Below are 18,754 nucleotides of genomic sequence, written 5' to 3'. Positions count from 1 at the left end.
AGTAATCCTGACTTGTCAGGATTACTATTGGTCAGAATTTTAACTTAACTTCTTATTCGAAATACCTAAATTCTTAGCAATTCCGAACAATGAATTGATGAATCCTTTATCTTCTTCGTTATCTTCTGATGAAGCCGCTTGTTGCAATTTGATTAAAGCAGCAGAAACAGTAAGGTTCTTAATGTCATTTGTTGAGATGCCATACTTGTCTGCTAACGCGCGAACTTTTTCTGCCAAATCACCTTTTCCATCTGGACCTAGTAACGAGTTCTTTATAGATGTAGCATGTTGCGAATTGTCAATCAATTTGTCAAAACCTTTGGCATTAGAAACTTGACGTACAATATTCTCGAAGAACAACGTTTCGCCACCTACGATATCAATTTTCGCAGATTTCAATGCTTCTGACAATACCGCAGCTTGTGCACCAGCGATATCTTTTTGAATATTGATATGCGCCAATTCGATGTCGCGCTCTTTCTGCAATTGCAATTTGAACTCCTCGTGTTCTTTCCCGACACCATCCAATTGCTTCATTGCTGCGGCTTTCTCCTCAATACCTTTTGCTTCTGCTAAAGCTTTCTCACGCACAATTTCTGCTTGCGCCAAACCTTCTTTTCGCATAGCTTCGGCTTTTTTCTCAATCACATTAGCTTCTTTTGTACCTTGGATTTCTTCCGCTTCTGCTTTGGCAACCATTACCTCAGCTTCTGACAATCCGATAGCCGCTTCTTCTTTGGCTTTTGCCTCCGCAATGATTTTACGCGCTTCAGCCTCTTTAGCCGAAGCTTCTTTCTTCGCCTCTGCTTCGATTAAAATTTCTTGTGCTTTCTTCTCCGCTATTTTACGTGAAGCTTCTGCATCGATTACTTTTTTCTCTGCCTCTTGCTCGGCAGCTATTTTCGCTGCTTCAGCAGCTTTCACTGTTGCGATCAGGCGCTCTTCTGCTTCTTGAGATGCTGCGATAACACCAGCTTGTTTCTTACGTTCTACATCACGAAATACTTCCAAATCCTTCACCGCTTGTTGCTCTTCGATTACGCCTTTTTCTAATTGAACGCGCTCTTTGATGACATTCTGAATAGTTTTTTGCTCTGTCTCTACAGAACGTTGTTTGTCGATTTGTGCCAAAGTCACGATACGCTCACGCTCTGTCGCTTCCAATGCACGATCTTTCTCTACACGTTCTGTTTCTACTGCTTCCGTACGCAATTTATTTTTCTCTGCAATGATGATTTGACGAGCCTTGTTTTCTTCTTGAATCGCTAAAGCTTCTTCTGTAGAGATACGAACAGTCTCTGCTTTTAAACGTTCTTCTTCGCGTACTTTTATAATTTCTGCACCTTCGCGAGATTTAATGTTTTCGATTTCACGATGTTGCTTTTCTTCTTTTTCAGCCAATTGACGTTCTAATTCCAAAATAGCTTCACGGGCTTCTACATCTTGTTTTTTGATTACTTTTTCTTCTTCACGACGGATCAAGTTCGCATTCATATTTTGTTTAGCCGTCAATTCCGTGATTTTTTTGATACCTTCAGAATCCAAAATGTTGTCAGGACTCAAGAATTTCAGTTCCGTTTGTTCCAGGTAGTCAATGGCGCAGTCATCCAAGATATAACCATTCAAATCCGTACCGATAATATTTAAAATCTCATCACGAAACTCACGACGCGCTTCGTACAATTCGATGAAATCGAATTTTTTACCTACAGTCTTAAGTGCTTCTGAAAATTTAGACTCAAAGATATTTTTTAATGTTTCTGGCTCACTAGCACGGTCACAACCTAAGTTTTGAGCTACGTTGATTACGTCGTCGACGGATTTGTTGACACGTACGAAGAACGCAACTTTGATATCTGCTCGGATATTATCTTTACAAATCAAGCCATCACCTTGCATACGGTTGATTTCTATTTTCTTGACAGAAATATCCATTACTTCCATTTTATGGAATACCGGAATGACATACATACCTTTGTTGAAAGCTACATTCGAGCCTCCTACACCGGTACGTACAATCGCTTTTCCTTGAGGAATTTTTTTGTAAAACATACTAAGTACCACAAAAAATGCGATGATGATAAAGACTACAGCACCAACTGCTATGAGCACAATCCCTGTTAGTCCATCGATAAATAATAATTGATTAGTAACCATGATATATTTAAGTTTTATTTTTTAAAAGTTATTTAGGTTTATATTTTTCTGAACATAATAGTATTTTTTGTCTGCAGTCTCATCCACAATGGTGACTTCATCATCATAGCGAATTTCTGAACCATCCACACTTTTTACATTTAGTCGGATGACATCTTGCTGAATCAATAATTCGACAGCACCAATACTTTCACCTTTGATGCTCGAACGCATTTTTCCTGTTCTGCCCAAAAATTCTAGAGCTTCTTCACCAGAATACCCTACTTTTTGGTAGAGTTTCACTACAGGTATTGTTACATAATGCATCAAAAAATAGGTCAAAACAAGTATTGGGATTAATATCCATACTGATTTCCATCCGTAACTACCAAGATGAAAAAGTATCGACGTCGCAATCGTAATAAGCCATCCAATAAATTTGAAAAGTGTAACGATTACCATCAAAGGAGCTTTACCAATATTGATAAAATCCATGGCTTTCGTGATGAACGATGGTTCTGCATCTCCATCTATAGTTGAATCACCTTCTATATCTTGTACATCAGCTCCTTCAAAATTTGCATCAACATCTGTTCCGCCAAAATCAAAACCATCACCCATCAGCATCGTAAACAACCAATACAATAGAGACAATCCTGTCAACAACGTCATAATTGCATTTGGCAGAGGATTAAAAAGTATGTTTAGGACTTCGGACATAATTTTGGGTCGTTAAAATTAAATTGTTTCTCTTTTAAATGTATAGTGGAATGTCCAAGAATTACCCCCGAAGGTAAGGTCTTGCACACTTACCAATTCCCATCCTTGTCGGCCAAATTCGTTAAGAATTTTGTCTATTTCCTCTGGTTCTAATAAGGTTCCCCAAAAACCTTTTGGCTCAACTTTTACCGTTTTATATTCAAATCTTTTCATACTGCTAATTTTACTGGATAATGATTTCGTATTATTAATATGTAGACTAATGTGCCAATGAATGGTGCACAAAGTATCAAAAGTATGATCAATATCTTGTCTGTAGTCTTATGTGAAAAATCTCTTTTGTGCAAATCCCAAAGTGCTCCGCTAGCCATAATTAGTGGAATCAATACTAGAAAACTCATAATGACGAGCATAAACATTTCGGCTGTTCCGATATTTATAAATACTAAATTGTTCATCTTTAAGTGTTGTTAATTTTACGCTTTAATGCTTCTAATTCTTCGTTGGTCGTATCCGATTTGCTGAGCAAATAGTCTATTTCATTCTCTGTATGCTGCTGACTGTATTCTTCCAATGCCTCATTATACGCTTCTTGATGTTCCAATTTGGTCTTCATTTTTTCCAGAAGCTCAATTGTGCTGTTGTTGTCTATATTGGCCATTTGTCTATTTGCAAATTCAGAAGCTTTATTTATTAATTGTTTCGCTTTCAACGTACTTACCTCTTTTTCCCACTTTGCAATATTGAACTTTAATATATCAATTTTACTGTTAAGTAAATTGTTTTTTTCAGAATATATTGCCGCTTCGTTTGTGATTTCTGCTGCCTCAGATGTTAATTTTTTCTTAATATTCAGCGCTTCCAATGCAAGTTGATCAGCTTTTGCTGCGTCAATTTCTTGTTGATGGGCTTTCTGTAACAACAACATGGCTTTATCTTCATAACTCGCTGCATCATTCAACTTATTTTTAGCAAGATTCTCGCTTCGTATTAAATGCGCTCGATTCGTTATATAAGATTCCGTCAATTCTGATAGCTGTTGTTTCATTTCTTCAATTCCTTTTTCAATCAAATGAATTGGATTTTCCATCTTATCGACCAAAGCATGAATTTCTGCTTGTCCGATTTTTAAAAGTCTTTTAAAAATATTCATCACACGATTTATTTCTTAGAAAATTTTATAAGTTGTTCCTTGTATTCGCCTAGCAACAAAGAAAGCGAATTAATAGCCGCATCAAATTCATTTTGATCCAGGTTGTGTAATTGTAAAGTGTACCTAAAAATCACACGCTTGCCATCTTCGGTAAGTGCAAATGCTCCATGAATGATATCTCTATTTTTAATCAATAGCGATTTGAAAATATGCAAGTTGTCCGAATGCAACGAAAATAGATGTTGTTCGAAAATGATAATCGGAGGTGTAACACCTACTATCAGATTCTTAATGCCATCAAAATTGTTTTCAATCAGAAAAAAACCTTCATTCTCATTCTTGCTGATAATGGTGTAATCCAAATCGAGAATAAATTTTTCAACAGTTTTGAAGTTCATTGGCTAATTATTTTATATATTTGCTTATAATGTTAGCATAAAGATAGTAAATGCAAAATATTTTTGCAAATAATTTTAAATTATTTTTTACAATGAGTCAAATTGGTAATAATATTAAGAAGCTTAGAAAGGTGAAAGGGTTAAGTCAGCAGGCTTTTGCAGAGTTATTTAACTTGACTAGAGGTAATATTTCCTCATATGAGGAATTTCGTGCAGAACCACGTATAGAAGTAATTTTGCAGATTGCAAAATATTTTAGCATTCCAATAGCGGAGCTGCTCGAAAAGCAATTGACGGTTAACGAAATTTTAAATTTTGAGGATCATTTTGAAAAGTCAATTCAAGTGGATTCAAAGGCTTTAACAGAAATACCTTTTTTGAATCGGGAATATTTACAAAATAATTCAGTGGTTGAATTAAAAGAACTGCCTCATATATATTTCCCAATATATAATAAACACAGTATGCTGGCTGTGGAAAATTCGGATATAATTTCAAATCCTGCTGATTTTCCTTTTGAAGAAGGGACAATTCTGTTTTTTGAGCATGTAGAGATTGATATACTCCATATTCTAGATTCAAAAATTGGTTTTTACTTAGGCGGAGAAGATATGTTTTTTGGGCAATACGATGTAGCTGACAAGCAAATAAAGTTAAAATTAAACGATTGGAAGGAAGCAGTTTTTACAGAAGAAAATAAGCAATCTTTTTGGAAGTTGTATGCAAAGTTTGCTAGGGTTTAGTAGAAAAATCTCCATTTGAATTTCAAATGGAGATTTTGATTATTTAAAAAGTATGTTTTTTACTAAATCTCTCTTCTGTCTAGAGACGGGTATTTTCTTGCCGTTCTCAAGTAAAATTGTACCACCATCTTCTTTTAGCCAACTTTTAATATATTTCGTATTTATAAGATGGCTTGATGAGTTCGAATAAATCCATATGGAGTTAACAAATCTGTATATTCTTTGAGGGATTTTGATATTATTATAGTCTCATTAGTGAGATGAAATGTTGTATATGTATTATCTGCTTTACAGCGTATAATTTCATCAATATTAACATATCTAATTTCCGATTGCATGGGTAGAGCTATTTTTCTACTAGGCTGAGCTGGTTGAAGTTGATCTATCAAAAATTGTATTTGAGAATTTTGCTGGTTGGATTTGATTTTAAGAACAGCTTTTGCAACAGCTGTTTGTAGTTCTTTAATATTTATAGGCTTCAAAATATAATCCAGTGCAGCAAATTTAATGGCTTGAATTCCATATTCATCATAAGCAGTTACAAATATGACTTCAAATAGGATATCTTGAATATTCGGTAATAAATCAAAAGCAGTTTTTTCTTTTAAACGGATATCCAGAAAAATCAAGTCTGGTTTATCTGCTCTTATAATTTTTTCAGCGTCATATATATTATCTGACGTATTTACAATAGTAATTTCAGGACAATATTTATTTAATAGGACATTAAGATTCTTTATGTTTGCTATTTCGTCATCTATTATGATACTTTTAATCACGTTAGCCAGTTTTTGAAATGGATAAATATTTTTGTACCTGTATTATTCGAATCAATGGTTATATGAATAGGTGTTTCCTTATGGATTTGGTTTAATAAAGATATTCTTTCTTTTGTGAGTTTTAATCCGAATCCCTGATAATCTTTTTGGCTATCAAATCCTATTCCATTGTCTTCTATAGATATAATCAAATCATCATTACTTCTACCGAATTGTACAAGTATCTTACCATTTTCTAATGTTGATAATCCATGTGTGATAGCATTTTCTAACAGTGGTTGAAGCAACATACTTGGGATTTCAACTTCTCTATCTAAATTTTCAGATATGTTAATTTGGAAATGAAAAATATCTCTTAGTTTTTCCATCTCGAGATAATCTGTCAAAAGATTTATTTCTGTCTGTACAGTGTTATAGTTCTGATTGTCTAAAATACTTCTTGTCAATTTAGAAAAATGACTGATGTATTTATTGGCTTGTTCAATCTCATTTGTGTTGACTAAACTCTGGATTGAGGCTAGGGAATTAAATAAGAAATGTGGATTTAATTGTGAACGAATAACCTTAAGTTCAGTTTCAGCAAGTCTTTTTTGGAATTTCTCTTTTAGTATTTTTCTGCGACCCCAATTTCTATATAATGGGAATCCAATTAGAAGTAGTAATGTCGTAGTTGATAGTGCCGCTACTAATATTTCAGTCATATGATATTCTTTTTTCCATTCCACTTTAATAATTTTTGATGTGGAATATTGGCTTAGTTTTTTTTCATTTACAAAGTTCAATTTGGGCTGAATAATTAATTCGTATTTACCCGATTTTTTGAAAATAGTGTTGTTAACTACTATATATGGTAATTTACCATCTTCTGAATTGATATAACTATAATTCCAATTTTGGTCTTCGTAGACTGTTTTGTTGGTATTTAAATCTTTTACTAATAACGTGTAAATATATTCAAAGGGTGTCTTATCCATTGAGACAATTAATGGTGCGGATGATATAGATAATTCTATTTTTTTATCAATCGGTGTAACAGAATACCCTTTTTGTCCATTTTTATCTATGGTTCCCCAAAGTAGAACATTTGTTTTGTTCTTTTGAATCGGCTTATTGTAAACTGTTGTTGTTAAACCTATCTTGGGATTTTCTTTATTGAATATAATGAGGGAAATAATTTTGTTTTTTATTTCGTTAACTGGCAGTAAGTAGCTTATTCCGAATATTGAGTTGGTTTCATATGGTAAGTCACTAAAACAGCCTGATGAAATAGGTTGGTCATTTTCGTCTACTAAAGTATACATGTAATTCTTTGCCAGCGCAGCAGTTTTGTAAGTAACAGAAAATTGAATATGTTTTGCATTTTCAATTAAATTGAAATAAGTATTCGGAAGATTATTAAAGTTTTGAAAGTAAGATAAAACAGTAGTTGTGGAGTCTACAGCAAAACCAATACTTATTCCTTTCTTATCATAAGCACCAGCTGTGTATATGCGATTTTGGATAATTGATTGGGACCAACATATCTTATTGAATGTTGTAATCAATAAAATTAGAATTATTAATCTTATAGTCATAGTTTTTAAATTTGTTTAATCAAAAATCTACAACTGCTTTTGCATATTTTAGGTATAAAAAGAATTTGGTACATCTCTATTAGTAAATGTACCAAATGAATTAGTTTTTAGGAAATTATCATTTCATCTCTTCTTTCAAGAATCGAGCGGTTTCAGAGTTTTTAACTTTGATTAAATCTTCTGGTGTACCTGCAAAAAGTAATTTTCCACCTTCGCGACCTCCTTCTGGTCCCATATCAATAATCCAATCCGCTGTTTTGATTACATCCAAATTGTGTTCAATAATCAAAACTGTATTTCCTCTGTCGACTAAACGATTAATAACTCCCAACAAAACATTAACATCTTCAAAATGCAATCCTGTGGTTGGTTCGTCAAGGATATAAAACGTATTTCCTGTATCTTTTTTCGATAGTTCTGTCGCTAATTTTACGCGTTGTGCTTCACCTCCTGAAAGGGTAGTGGACGATTGTCCTAAAGTCAAATAACCCAAACCTACATCTTGTAATGTTTTAATCTTACGATAAATCGATGGAATATGTTCGAAGAAATCTACAGCTTCATTGATACTCATGTTCAAGACATCCGAAATCGACTTTCCTTTGTAGCGCACTTCTAATGTTTCGCGGTTATAGCGTTTGCCATTACACGATTCACAAGGGACTTGTACATCCGGTAAGAAGTTCATTTCGATAATCTTCATGCCTACACCTTGACAAGTTTCACAACGTCCTCCTTTTACATTGAAAGAGAATTGTCCTGGCTTATAACCACGGATTTTAGCTTCAGGAAGTTGAACATAAAGCGTTCTAATATCCGAAAACACACCTGTGTAGGTCGATGGATTCGAACGTGGTGTTCTTCCAATCGGACTTTGGTCTATCTCGATAACTTTATCAATATTTTTTAAGCCTTCAATGCTTTTGTGTGGCATTGGCGTTGCTTTCGCTCGGAAAAAATGTTTATTCAGAATAGGGTAGAGCGTACCTGTTATTAAACTCGATTTTCCAGAGCCCGATACTCCAGTAACTAAAATTAATTTTCCCAATGGAAAATCAACAGAAACATTTTTAAGGTTATTGCCTGTCGCGCCTTTTAGTGATAATACTTCGCCTGTACCTTTTCTGCGTTCTTTAGGAATAGCTACTTCTTTTTTGCCATTCAAATAGGCTGCGGTAAGTGAATCTGCTTTTAATATGTCTTTTGGAAGACCTTCTGCTACAATTTCTCCGCCATTCACACCTGCTGCAGGTCCCATGTCGATTACATAATCCGCATTCAGAATCATGTCCTTGTCGTGCTCCACAACTAATACCGAGTTTCCGATGTCTCGAAGATTTTTCAAGGAATTAATCAAACGTTCATTATCACGTTGATGCAAACCAATACTTGGTTCATCCAAAATATACAAGACATTTACCAGTTGCGAACCGATTTGCGTAGCCAAACGTATACGTTGCGCTTCACCGCCTGATAATGTTTTTGACGAACGATTCAATGTCAAGTAATTCAAACCTACGTCTAATAAAAATCCTAGACGAGTTCTTATTTCTTTCAGGATTTCAACGGCAATAGTTTTTTGACGCTCATCCATTTTGTCTTCTACATTTTCCAACCAAGTTGCCAGAACTGAAATGTCCATTGAAGCCAATTCTGCGATGTTTTTATCGGCTATTTTAAAATGTAGTGATTCCTTACGCAATTTGTCGCCATGGCAAGTTGGACACACCACTTGCGTACGAAAGTCATCCAATGCAGGCGCATCGTCCGAATATTTACCACTTTGTTCTTCCAGCATTTTGAAGATGCCCGAGAAAGTGACTTTATATTCTCTTGCGCCATAAGACCCGTATGAAACAGTAAGTGATATAGGTTCTTCCGCACCGAAAAGCATCAAATCTATTTGTTCTTCTGTTAACTTATCGACAGGAGTCGTAAGCGAAATCTCAAATTTCTTAGCTACGGCTTTAATGATGGCACTATTCCAACTTTCTTTTAGCGAACCCAAAGGAACGATTGCACCTTTTTGAATACTTAATTTCTTATCTGGAATGACAATGTTTTTGTCAATCTCAAAAATATAGCCCAATCCATCACATTTGGGACATGCCCCATAAGGTGAGTTGAACGAAAATGTATTCGGTTGCGGTTCGTCATATGAAATGCCTGACTCAGCATCCATCAAATATTTACTAAAAAACTGTTCTTTCGTATTATCGCGATTTACAATTTTGATGATGCCCTTTGCAGCTTTCATCGCTTGGAGCACCGAAGTATACAAGCGTTTTTTATCGCTTTCTGAAGCGTGAAGTCTATCAATAACGATTTCGATATCGTGGATTTTGTAGCGGTCAACCTGCATTTTTGGCTCTATGTCCAAGACGTCGCCGTCCACGCGAACTTTAGAATAGCCTTGTTTGCGAATCTGCTCAAACAATTCACGGTAATGCCCTTTACGACCTTTGACAACAGGTGCCAAAATATTAATTCCTTCGTCTTTAAAGTCAGTTAAGATTCGATCTACAATCTGCTCTTCGGACATACGCTGCATTTTTTTACCCGTTGCATACGAAAATGCTTCACTTGCTCGTGCATACAGCAGACGTAAAAAGTCGTAAATTTCGGTAATTGTACCTACGGTAGAACGCGGATTTTTGTTCGTAGTTTTTTGCTCAATAGAGATAACCGGACTCAATCCGGAGATTTTGTCTACATCAGGACGTTCTAATCCACCCAAAAACTGACGGCTATAGGCAGAGAAAGTTTCCATATAACGACGTTGTCCTTCTGCATAAATGGTGTCAAAAGCCAAAGAAGATTTTCCCGAACCACTCAATCCTGTGATAACCACCAGCTCATTGCGCGGAAAAGAAACATCAATGTTTTTTAAATTGTGTACACGAGCACCATATACTTCTACTTCACTTTGATCACCTAAATCGACTACTTTTGTTTTGGACATATCGAGCTAAAAATTTACGAACTTGCAAAGTTACTCATTATTAAGCGGAATTTGTACTGATGTCTAAGGTGTTATTACCTAATATTATATTCGGATGATGGAATAGTTTTTGTAATTTACTTTGACAAACAATTTGCCCTTGAAAAAATTAGATTTAAGTCGCCAAGAAAAAGAAACTGTAGAGCAAGCGCTTGATTTTTGGAATGCAAATGGAAATTTGGATAACCAAAAAGCGGAGGAGCTTAAAGCTACAATTGATGAGCGTAGTTTTGAGTGGAAGGTACTTGCTCGATATGCTTTTTGGGTAGCGTTGGCGTCTCTGATTTTTTCAGTAATTTCCTTGTTTTCGGATAATGCTCTTGAAAAGTTTGTTCAGCAATTTTATGATACTCCCAATGTGATATTTTGCATTGCTTTTGCTGGATTAGCCTTTTTGTTTTACTTCCTGGGGTTTAGAAATAAAAAATTATATCCAGATAAAACCTTTTCAAATGAGACCTTAATGCTGGCGGGATCATTTTCAACAGCAGCGTGTATTGGGTTTTTAGGACAAATTTTAGATCGAGATAATCATTTCTTCAGCATTTTATTTTTTATTTCTATCCTAATTTACGGCGTGTTATCCGTCAAGTTAAGTTCAAAGTTAATTTGGGTCTTTACCTTAGTTGCTTTGGGCATTTGGTTTGCAACCGAAACAGCTTACCATAGTGATTGGGGATGGAAATTTTGGGGAATGAATTATCCCTTACGTTTTACCATTTTCGGAATAATTCTAACCTTTTGTGCGGTGTTTGTTCAACCAAAGTTTACGCAATTAAAGCCCTTTAAGTCGACAAGTATAGTGATAGGTTTGCTATATACCATGATAGCCTTGTGGTGTTTGTCAATCTTTGGAAATTATAGTGATTTCGAGGCGTGGTCAAAGATTAGGCAATGGGAAATATTCTATTGGGGGTTGATAGCTGTATTTTTGTCATTAGGTCTAGCTTTATACGGTTTGAAAAAGAGAGACACGGTAATTCGGGATATTGGATTTGTATTCTTTTTGATAAATCTATATACACGATTTGTAGAGTATCTTTGGGATAATATCAATCGAACAATTTTCTTCCTGATCTTAGCAATATCATTTTGGTTAGTAGGACGTTGGTCCGAAAAGATATGGAAAAAGCAAAGCTCTTCAGAATAGAAGAGCTTTGCTTAAGATGTCTAATCGGGTCTATATTTCCATCTCTTTATGCCTTTAAATTCTGAAAGTTCGCCCGCCCAAAGCATAATGTTTCCAGCTATTATTCCATTATAAGCGTAGTCACTTCTTACACCATAGCCATTTCCTGCATATCCAAATAATTTTGGTATTGGTCTTTTAGTAACTGGATTGTAATCAAAGGGACAAATGGTGGCAGAGACGCCTCCATCATACGATATTAATCCACCATCTCTTAGGTAAAAGAAGTTTTTTGTTTTATGCCTAAACATAGAAACTGCTTGAGCATCAATTACGTTCGTAGCGCGATTCACTCCTTGCCCGTAAGAGTATATAACTACTTGATCTAAAGGTAAGTTCTGTGCACCGACTGATGTTGATGCATCTTCACCCCATAGTTTTTGTCTTGCATCTCCAAATGGGCCATTAAGTACGCGGTCATCTACATTCAATAGTCGATACATTGTGCCTGCTGGACCAAGAGGTTCTAAGGTTATAGTATTAGCTGGAAGGACAAATAATTTGTTAAGAAATGATTGTGGGCTATTAATATCGGTAAACTCATTCATCATAATGCACACGCCACCATCATTAATGTAACTCACGAGAGTGTCTTGGAGTGCAGAGGTCATAAACCAATGGTCATAGGCTAATATGACAATATCAGGTCGAATATTTGGATCAGTGGAATTGATTCTTGCCATTATAGCATTTGATTGTGCTGTGGTTGCAAGTGCAGTTAGAAAGTTCGCTCCGTCATCCCCACTAGCAGTACCACCAATCCAAACACCTTGTCCGGTAGCGTAAGGTTGCATTCGAACTAAACTATTAGGTAAATTACCAAAGTTTTCTAAAGCATTAATCATATTCCAACTTGGACCTTTTTGAAAAGAATACCCAAAACTTGTTGTATTCGATACATGTAGTATTCTTCTCGATGATAAGGTGTAAGAAAGATTAAGTGTGCCTATTAGTTCCTGTCCAGCTGTTGGAGTTATAAAATTAAATGTAGCCTCGATATTGGGAATAGGAGTTATAGCGCTGCTAAATGTAGCTAAATTAACATTTGCAATACTTGGGTCAACACCCGTAAAAGTTACAGGAAGATCAGTTATTTTGATTGAATAAGAAGCTAATGATTCAGGATCTGCTGTATAGTAAGTTACATTTCATGTATTGGTAGGATTAGATGCTGCTGAATTAATAATTTCAGTAACTGGCACAATATTGTAACTATCCATTACATTGTTTTTGATGTTAAATACGCCGTTTTTTATATAATCATTATCGCTAAATACGACCTTCAATCCGTTGACAGTGGCATAATCAGCCAAAATATTTGCATCAATTTTAACTGATATTTTAGCCATTTTGTGATTAAACACAATATCAAGTGGATAAATAGGATTTTCACCTGGGGGTGTAGGGGGGATAGTCAATTGGCCAGAAGCAAACAATAAATCTTTTGTAATCGGTGCTTCGACGGTAGGGTTTTGTGTATCTGTCGGAACAGGAAGGGTTTCGTTGTTGTTGTAAGAATAAACAAACCATTTGTAAGTTACACCATCTGTAACTTCAATATTTATCGGTGAACCTGCTATTATTTGAAAAGTTTTCCATAATTCAGGTGAGTCGTTGGTGTAAATGAGAATCCTGTAAGTAAATCCTGGGGTCATTGGACTTACTGCTGCTATATTTTTTTTATTATCTTTTAAGTTTTGTAATGTATTATTTTTATTTGTTGATATGTTTGATGAGTTAATTGCGACTTGTTCAGCCAAAGCATCTAGAGTAAGCCCACTATTATTTTTATGATATGTCTCAGCAAACGCGTTATTATAATGTTTGTTAGTAGGTTTTGAAGATGATGATGAACTCCCTTTGATGTTTGACGGCTTAAGAATCGTAGTTTCTGAGATGCCAGCAATATTTATTGCTACTTTTGCGATTTTTTCTTGAGATGAATTTGTAATTTCAAACTTTTTTGAACATCCTATAAGTATTTCAAATGTTATATTAAACATTATGAAGAAACTTTTTTGAAAATTTCTTCTTTAACTAAAAATTACCATGATTATTTGTGTTAAAAGTCCCAAAATTTTTCATCATCTCTAACTACCCAATCTGTAACTTTTGGAGTCTGAACTGTTTCGCTCATAAAAGGCGTTGATGTAGAAGCAAAGTTCTCCTCTGTCATGATATAAATGTTTTTTATAGTTGGGGATAGGTAATTCCTTTTTTTTCCTTGTTTGCTAAAAGGTAGTTGCTCGTGTGTGGTTGTATTATTATTATTCATATTGATGTAATTGATATTTCTTAATTGTAAATCTTATTTATAATAAAGATAAATATTAATTAGCGTAACATAAAAATATTTTCATAAACTTTTTTACAGAAATTAAATTAATTATTATTTAATAGTAAATATTGGTCATTTTAGACTTGCACATCATATTTCTTGAATTGCCTTTGAATAAAAAAAACCGCTAAGGATAGCGGTTGAATTATTTTAATATTATGCAGGATCTTTGTTTTTGTAATGATAGCTAGTGGCAGAAAGTTAATTTATTTTTAAGCTGTAAGTAATGTTCACGCCTCCTGCTGCTAGCATGTCATGGACAGAACAATATTTTTTTACGGCGAGTTCAGCAGCTTTTTGTGCTTTGACCTCGTCAATATTTCCTTTCAAAATAAAACTAAGATGAATATTGGTGAAAATGTTGGGGATTTCTTCTCGGCGATCACCCTTTACTTCTACTTGAATATCATCAATCTGCTGACGTTGCTTTTGAAGAATGGTTGTTAAATCAAAAACACTACATGAGCCCAAGGCCATCAATACAAGTTCCATTGGCCTTACACCTTTTCCTTCACCGCCGATAGAATCAGATCCATCAATATTTACTTTTACTGTTGACAATTCGCTAGAAGCTTCAAAATGAACAGCTTTATTTATACGTTGTAACTCGACTTTCATGTTTTATAAATTATTTTATTACTAAAATAAGAAAAGGTCACTGAATTCAGTGACCTTTTCCTAGTGTTTTATTTTTTTAGTGTTAAGGCATTTTTACACCTCTATATTCAGTAACATCAACTTTTTCCAATTTTGTGCCGTACTTTGCATTAATAGCCTCGATTACTAGATTTGCCATTACTGCATTACCCATTGGCGTTAAATGAATACCATCCAAAGAAAATGCATTACCCGAGATAAATGCTGAACTAATTCCTACGCCATTATAATTTATGCCATTTTTCAAGCGTGTTAAAAAAGCATTAGCATCTGCTACGGCTAAGTTTTTACTGTTTGCAATCTCTTTTATTACTTTATTTAATTCATTTATATGTGTTTTAATAGCGGCTGTTTCTTCAGTATCTAACACATATTTATCCTCGATAGGTCTATTAGGGTGTAATCCATAAGGCGCTGGAGAGCCATTTGTGTTCCCTAATAATCCAGAACTAGAGAAAGGCAATACGAATAAGTCATTATCCGTCGCTGGTCGAGAAGGGTTTGTTTTTGTTGTTATAAATAAATTAGTAACCGTTTGTCCAGAAGCTGCTGATGCGGCATCCAATAGTGCTTTACGTGTCACTGTTGTGAAATATGGAATAGAAGTTACATCCGGGATTGTAGCCACCACACCTTTTTGTCCATTTGCAGTCAATTGAGTAATAAATTGTGAATATACAGCTCTAAAAGTAGCCAACGAAGTTAATACTGTTGTACCTGCAGGATTGTCATTTACTGCACCATTTGTTGCATAACCTAATACATCATTATTTCCTAACCAAAATGAAAAGAATGTATGATTTCGATTTGCTACAAACTGTTGATAGCTTTTTGTGCCTGCCTCAGCATCTGGTATTAATCTCTTAAAATACATGTTCCCTGCACTGACTAGACCTACGCCTGAATGATCTAAACGCATCCCTGGAACACCTAAGTTATTAATTTCTGTTCCTTCATATTTTGTTAGCGCGCCATTATTTAGAGCAGATTTATCGCTCACCCATTCTAGTTGTGGTTGACCATTCACCAACGCTTTCAATCTATAATATCCAGAACCATTTGATTGTGCTTCAGAAAAGAATGGTGTATTGAACTCACCTCCTCCATGTGTTTTCATTTTTTCCGCTAGCAAATTGGGAAAAGCGACTTGCTGACCTTCCAAATAAAGACCTCCATCTGCAAAACCTGCAGTTAGTGAATTACCTACTGCAATATATTTTGAGAAATCGACATTAGCTTTATTTTCAGGAGTTAATTCCTTTACAATTTCAGGTTTGCATGATGCTGTTAATGCTGCTAAAGCCCCTATAGCAATGCATAGTTTTATGTTTTTTTGAAATCTTTTCATCGTAATTACCATTTATAGGTTAAAGAAATACCTGGAGCGTGAATATTAGTTTTAAAAGTTCCGTGCAGTTGTGTCTCCACATTTTTAACAGTTCTTTCCATTATACGTTGAAATGTATAAGCTCCCGAAAGGTCAAATTTATCGGACAAATTATATGTAAAACCAACTGAGCCCATTAGACGATTATTGTCCGGAGTCTCAGCGTAAACATACTGTGCGCGTACTGGTGTGTATACATATCCGGCACCCATACGAAGATCAAGCTTATCTGTTGCTTCGTAGTTTAAACCAACTTTACCTGAAAATGCATTTTCATATTTTTTAGTTTGTTCAGTGTCACTTAGAAATGGAGTATTGTCCTCATAATCAAATACTAATTTTTTATAAATGCTATACCCAATCATGGTAGCGTCAGCGGCAATGTCAAACTTATCTCCCACAGGGAATGAGATTCCTAAATTAAAAGACGATGGAAGAGGTAGCTCTGCTGAAAATTTAGTGTTAGGAAATGATGATGCAACTGCAGATGGGACTGTGAATTCTGCGTCTCCATCTTCTAATTTTGTAATTACTTTAGATCTATAGCTTAAGGAAATCGCAAAATCCTCTTCTAAATTGTAATGCACGCCTATATTATACCCCATACCTGTGCCGACGCCACTTAATTCAGCACGTCCAGCATTTCCATTTTGGTCAAATAATGGAATAGAACGAGATAAATCTACTGAACCTCTATTGTATACAAATCCTCCGCCAATACCAAAGTTTTCTGTTAATTTAAAACTTACTGTAGGTTGGATGTATATAGCTCGCATAGCAAGATGATTCAATTCAAATCTCCCTGGCCATTCCGTTCCCCAATCCACAGCGCCACCAAATGGCGTATAAACTCCTATTCCAGCTTTCCACCAACTATCTTTTGGTCCAAAAGAAGCGAAAATCGAAAATGGAGGAGTTACTTGGAATTTGGTGTTATGTTGTTCATTGCTTCCCGTTTCCTTGAATGCTGATCTGTACATGACCGCAGAAGCGCCTAATGAAATTGCATTGTTTTTTGATTTTGATAATGCGCCAGGATTATAAAAAATACTAGTCTCGTCGACAAATAATGCGGAGCCGGCACCAGACATTCCTAGTGCTCTAATACCTTGTGTGTTCACTTGTGAACCTTGTGCAAAGGTTAATGTTGGACTTGCCAGCAGTAGGGCAAAAAGTAATTTTCTCATATAGTGAAAGGTTTGCTATGACCAAAAATAATATGCTAACATAGTATTTTTTTTAGAAATAAAATAATTATTTGTCTTTTTTTGATTAATAGAAATGATTAACTTAACAATCAAAATTTATATAACATCATGAGTCAAGTAACATTTAAGGGGTCGCCTGTTAACACGAATGGTACGTTACCTAAAGTTGGAGAACAAGCACCAGACTTTTCTTTAACATCAGGGGATTTGTCGCAAAAATCATTAAAAGATTTCGAAGGAAAAAGAATTATATTAAATATTTTCCCAAGTGTCGATACGGGTACTTGTGCAGCCTCTGTTCGTGCATTCAATGAAATTGCCTCCTCTTTGCCAAATTCTGTAGTACTTTGCATTTCTAAAGATTTGCCTTTTGCGCAAGGAAGATTCTGCGCAGGCGAAGGTTTAGAAAATGTAATTACACTTTCGGAGTACAAGGATTCGTCTTTTTCGGACGCATATGGTGTACGATTTAGCGATGGACCACTAGAAGGTTTGTTGAGTAGAGCTGTGGTTGTTTTGGATGAAAGCGGTAATGTAGTGTATAATGAACAAGTTTCAGAAACTGCTGATGAGCCTAATTATGAAGCAGCATTAGCAGTACTGTAAAAATAATAAGCTAGGGGTTGTTTTATAAAACGGAGCGTAAAACCCACAGGTGTTTAGCCTGTGGGATGTAAGCGACTAACCCTGATTGAGAATATACTCACGAATAGTATCAGGAGATGCTTCACCTATTGAACAAACAAAATAACCATCAGACCAGAAAGTATGTTCTTTCCAAAAATGTTTAAATAAGAATGACCTGTGTGGTGAACGCCAAATGTAATAAGTAGATTCTTGTTTTAACTTGCGAACAATAGAAGTAATTGAAACACGAGGGATATAACGTATAAGAAAATGGATGTGGTCTAAATCAGATTCAAACACTTCAATTTGAAAATCTGAATTAGAAGTAATGTTTAAGAGAAAAGAACGCATATCATCTTTTAACTGACCGACAAGTAACTTTTTACGATACTTGCAAACGAAGATTAAATGACACTTTAAGTAGTGTTTTGAACGATTTGTGCAGATGTAATTACATTTTTTAGACATAGTAGCGAAGTTTTTTGTGAATGTTTCTCAATGAAAATGGAAATATTTACAGAAGACGTATCGGACTGCATAAATAAAATGTTTTTTTGCATAAAATAAAACTATTTAATAGTAGAATGAAGATAATTTTTCGGACATATCAATTTGAATTGCAGCCAACACAAGAGCAAAAAGTGTTGTTGGATAAGCATTTTGGATGTATCCGTTACGTTTACAACTACTTTTTAAATGAAAGGAAAGAGCAATATCAAGCAAATAAAAAGTCTGATAATTACTATAAACAGGCAGCTACCTTAACTGAACTAAAAAAGAAAGAGGAAACTGCTTGGCTGAAAGAAGTGAATAGTCAATCATTACAATTTGTTTTAAGATGTTT

Annotated in this window: 18 protein-coding genes and 1 pseudogene; 4 read left to right on the top strand and 15 right to left on the bottom strand. The window is 35.0% G+C overall.

Annotation, left to right across the window (positions count from 1 at the left end):
- Positions 1-39: 39 nt before the first annotated feature.
- Genes GOQ16_RS01490 through GOQ16_RS01465 form a run of 6 tightly spaced genes read right to left on the bottom strand, consistent with a single transcriptional unit; the run spans position 40 to position 4,407 of the window.
- The gene (locus GOQ16_RS01490; protein WP_160067217.1) at positions 40-2,157 is read right to left on the bottom strand and encodes a flotillin family protein; all 2,118 of its coding nucleotides are present in this window, start codon (positions 2,155-2,157) and stop codon (positions 40-42) included.
- A gap of 21 nt (positions 2,158-2,178) precedes the next feature.
- Positions 2,179-2,856 (bottom strand): hypothetical protein, encoded by a 678-nt coding sequence (locus tag GOQ16_RS01485; RefSeq protein ID WP_160067215.1) that lies wholly within the window; start codon positions 2,854-2,856, stop codon positions 2,179-2,181.
- Between the two features lie 18 nt (positions 2,857-2,874).
- Entirely contained in the window at positions 2,875-3,069 is a 195-nt protein-coding gene (locus tag GOQ16_RS01480; protein ID WP_159636640.1) for a DUF4177 domain-containing protein, read from the bottom strand.
- On the bottom strand, positions 3,066-3,314 hold the full coding sequence (locus GOQ16_RS01475) for a PLDc N-terminal domain-containing protein (protein ID WP_160067213.1): 249 nt from the start codon (positions 3,312-3,314) through the stop codon (positions 3,066-3,068). The genes GOQ16_RS01480 and GOQ16_RS01475 overlap by 4 nt, the downstream gene beginning before the upstream one ends.
- 2 nt (positions 3,315-3,316) lie before the next feature.
- Entirely contained in the window at positions 3,317-4,009 is a 693-nt protein-coding gene (locus GOQ16_RS01470; protein ID WP_160067211.1) for a PspA/IM30 family protein, read from the bottom strand.
- An 8-nt stretch (positions 4,010-4,017) separates the two neighbouring features.
- Entirely contained in the window at positions 4,018-4,407 is a 390-nt protein-coding gene (locus tag GOQ16_RS01465) for a type III secretion system chaperone family protein (RefSeq protein ID WP_160067209.1), read from the bottom strand.
- A 50-nt stretch (positions 4,408-4,457) separates the two neighbouring features.
- On the opposite strand from GOQ16_RS01465, the gene GOQ16_RS01460 reads away from it, so the two are divergent.
- Positions 4,458-5,150 (top strand): helix-turn-helix domain-containing protein, encoded by a 693-nt coding sequence (locus tag GOQ16_RS01460; RefSeq protein ID WP_204987404.1) that lies wholly within the window; start codon positions 4,458-4,460, stop codon positions 5,148-5,150.
- A gap of 39 nt (positions 5,151-5,189) precedes the next feature.
- On the opposite strand, the pseudogene GOQ16_RS01455 reads toward GOQ16_RS01460, so the two are convergent.
- The 3 genes and pseudogenes from GOQ16_RS01455 to uvrA form a co-directional block, all read right to left on the bottom strand.
- Positions 5,190-5,929: pseudogene (locus tag GOQ16_RS01455) on the bottom strand (LytR/AlgR family response regulator transcription factor).
- The gene (locus GOQ16_RS01450) at positions 5,926-7,503 is read right to left on the bottom strand and encodes a sensor histidine kinase (RefSeq protein ID WP_160067207.1); all 1,578 of its coding nucleotides are present in this window, start codon (positions 7,501-7,503) and stop codon (positions 5,926-5,928) included. The pseudogene GOQ16_RS01455 and the gene GOQ16_RS01450 overlap by 4 nt, the downstream one beginning before the upstream one ends.
- A 118-nt stretch (positions 7,504-7,621) precedes the next feature.
- Positions 7,622-10,465: an excinuclease ABC subunit UvrA gene (uvrA, locus tag GOQ16_RS01445; protein WP_160067205.1), complete on the bottom strand. Its 2,844-nt coding sequence runs from the start codon at positions 10,463-10,465 to the stop codon at positions 7,622-7,624.
- A 139-nt stretch (positions 10,466-10,604) separates the two neighbouring features.
- Here uvrA and GOQ16_RS01440 point away from each other — a divergent pair, with 139 nt between their 5' ends.
- Entirely contained in the window at positions 10,605-11,654 is a 1,050-nt protein-coding gene (locus GOQ16_RS01440; RefSeq protein ID WP_160067203.1) for a DUF2157 domain-containing protein, read from the top strand.
- 20 nt (positions 11,655-11,674) lie between these two features.
- Here the strand turns inward: GOQ16_RS01440 and GOQ16_RS01435 are convergent, their stop codons facing one another.
- The 5 genes from GOQ16_RS01435 to GOQ16_RS01415 all read right to left on the bottom strand — a co-directional run bounded on the left by GOQ16_RS01435 (position 11,675) and on the right by GOQ16_RS01415 (position 17,262).
- Positions 11,675-12,538 (bottom strand): hypothetical protein, encoded by an 864-nt coding sequence (locus tag GOQ16_RS01435; RefSeq protein ID WP_160067201.1) that lies wholly within the window; start codon positions 12,536-12,538, stop codon positions 11,675-11,677.
- 303 nt (positions 12,539-12,841) lie between these two features.
- Positions 12,842-13,696 (bottom strand): hypothetical protein, encoded by an 855-nt coding sequence (locus GOQ16_RS01430; RefSeq protein WP_160067199.1) that lies wholly within the window; start codon positions 13,694-13,696, stop codon positions 12,842-12,844.
- Between the two features lie 536 nt (positions 13,697-14,232).
- Complete coding sequence (locus GOQ16_RS01425) at positions 14,233-14,649, bottom strand: OsmC family protein (protein WP_160067197.1); 417 nt, start codon at positions 14,647-14,649, stop codon at positions 14,233-14,235.
- 82 nt (positions 14,650-14,731) lie between these two features.
- Positions 14,732-16,036, bottom strand: a complete 1,305-nt coding sequence (locus tag GOQ16_RS01420; protein WP_160067195.1) for an SGNH/GDSL hydrolase family protein — start codon at positions 16,034-16,036, stop codon at positions 14,732-14,734.
- Positions 16,037-16,041: 5 nt separating this feature from the next.
- On the bottom strand, positions 16,042-17,262 hold the full coding sequence (locus GOQ16_RS01415) for an OmpP1/FadL family transporter (protein WP_160067193.1): 1,221 nt from the start codon (positions 17,260-17,262) through the stop codon (positions 16,042-16,044).
- 129 nt (positions 17,263-17,391) lie between these two features.
- Between GOQ16_RS01415 and tpx the strand changes: the two genes are divergently transcribed.
- A complete protein-coding gene (gene tpx / locus GOQ16_RS01410; protein WP_160067191.1) occupies positions 17,392-17,889 on the top strand; it encodes a thiol peroxidase in 498 nt (165 codons plus the stop codon).
- 75 nt (positions 17,890-17,964) lie between these two features.
- Here tpx and tnpA read toward each other — a convergent pair whose 3' ends face one another.
- Positions 17,965-18,378, bottom strand: coding sequence for an IS200/IS605 family transposase (gene tnpA / locus GOQ16_RS01405; RefSeq protein ID WP_160067189.1), 414 nt, complete (start codon positions 18,376-18,378; stop codon positions 17,965-17,967).
- Between the two features lie 116 nt (positions 18,379-18,494).
- Between tnpA and GOQ16_RS01400 the strand changes: the two genes are divergently transcribed.
- Positions 18,495-18,754: helix-turn-helix domain-containing protein (locus GOQ16_RS01400; RefSeq protein ID WP_160067187.1), on the top strand; the 260-nt coding region annotated here is incomplete at its 3' end.

The sequence above is a fragment of the Sphingobacterium bovisgrunnientis genome (genome assembly GCF_009829085.1).
Lineage (GTDB): Bacteria > Bacteroidota > Bacteroidia > Sphingobacteriales > Sphingobacteriaceae > Sphingobacterium > Sphingobacterium bovisgrunnientis.
The sequence above is the reverse complement of the archived record's forward strand: the minus strand, read 5'-3'. Positions and strand labels throughout refer to the sequence as shown.